At 66.6% G+C, this 982-nt stretch carries 2 pseudogenes; both read right to left on the bottom strand.

Annotated features, from left to right (window positions below):
* Positions 1 to 605: pseudogene (locus FV233_RS29600) on the bottom strand (hypothetical protein); the annotation flags it as partial.
* Positions 605 to 982, bottom strand: a pseudogene (locus tag FV233_RS29595) (hypothetical protein); the annotation flags it as partial. The pseudogenes FV233_RS29600 and FV233_RS29595, both read right to left, overlap by 1 nt.

The raw sequence follows: 982 nt of genomic DNA, 5'->3' as shown, positions 1-982 counted from the left end.
GAGATGCCGAAGTCCTCCGGCGCCACGGTCTCGACCTTCAAGCGGCCGTTCTGCGTGACGCGGCGTATCTCGATCTCGTAGAGGGTGACCTCCTGCGCGGGCATGCCGGGCTGGTCACCGAACATCAACACAAGCTGCTCGGCCGAGACGCCGGTCTGCCGCTCGGTGTGAAACTCGCGCTCGGGATCCCAGTAGACCTTGATGAGGCCATTGCGCACGACGAGTGCATCCTGGATCGCGCACTGCAGCACGGCGTAGCCGTCGCACTCGCTCTCCCAGATGTAGTTGACGTAGTCAGTGGCCTGCTTGGCGGCGGGCTCGTCGCCGGGCCGCGTCGGGCTGTAGCTGACCACCTTTTCGGAGCCGTCGAATACCCGCAGCAGGCCCGGCAGGATGCGATCCACCTGCTCGGCGAGCACCCGCGCCACGACCGAAGAGCGGCCCTTGGGCGCCTTCAGGTCGCGCATCCGCCCATCGTAGTAGTCGAGGGCGTTCTCGCGGCGGTCCTTGTCGTCGTCGTTGTCAAACGTGATGCCGGTGGCCAGTTCCTCGTCGAGGATCCGGTTCAGCTCCGCGTCGTCGACGGGGTGAGGGGTGAAGGCCATCAGTTACAGAAAGCCTCAACGTAGACGGTGGGCGTGCCGGTCGTGGCGAGAGTCAGCGATAGGACGCCGAGCAGTGAGACTGTCGCTGGCTGTGTGACCGTGCCGCTGATCGTGGTCGTGGAAACCGAGGACACGTTGGCGACGCGAACGCCGGCAGCAGTGCTATCGACGCCGACGGCCTGAACCTGCACGTTCCACGGCGCGACGGTGCAGCCTGTGGACGCGATAGAGGCGGTCCAGAGGCCGTTGGCGCTCGTGACCGTGCCCATCCACGCCTTGGGGTTGGCGCGCAGCCCTGAGGGGCCGTAGATCGGGACTATTCCGGCCGGGCCTGTGGCGCCCGTCTGGCCGACTAGTCCTTGGGCTCCCTGGCTGCC

Source organism: Methylobacterium sp. WL7, from assembly GCF_008040085.1.
GTDB classification, from domain to species: Bacteria; Pseudomonadota; Alphaproteobacteria; order Rhizobiales; family Beijerinckiaceae; genus Methylobacterium; species Methylobacterium mesophilicum.
Note: the sequence above shows the minus strand (reverse complement) of the source record. Positions and strands in the feature narration are given on the sequence as shown.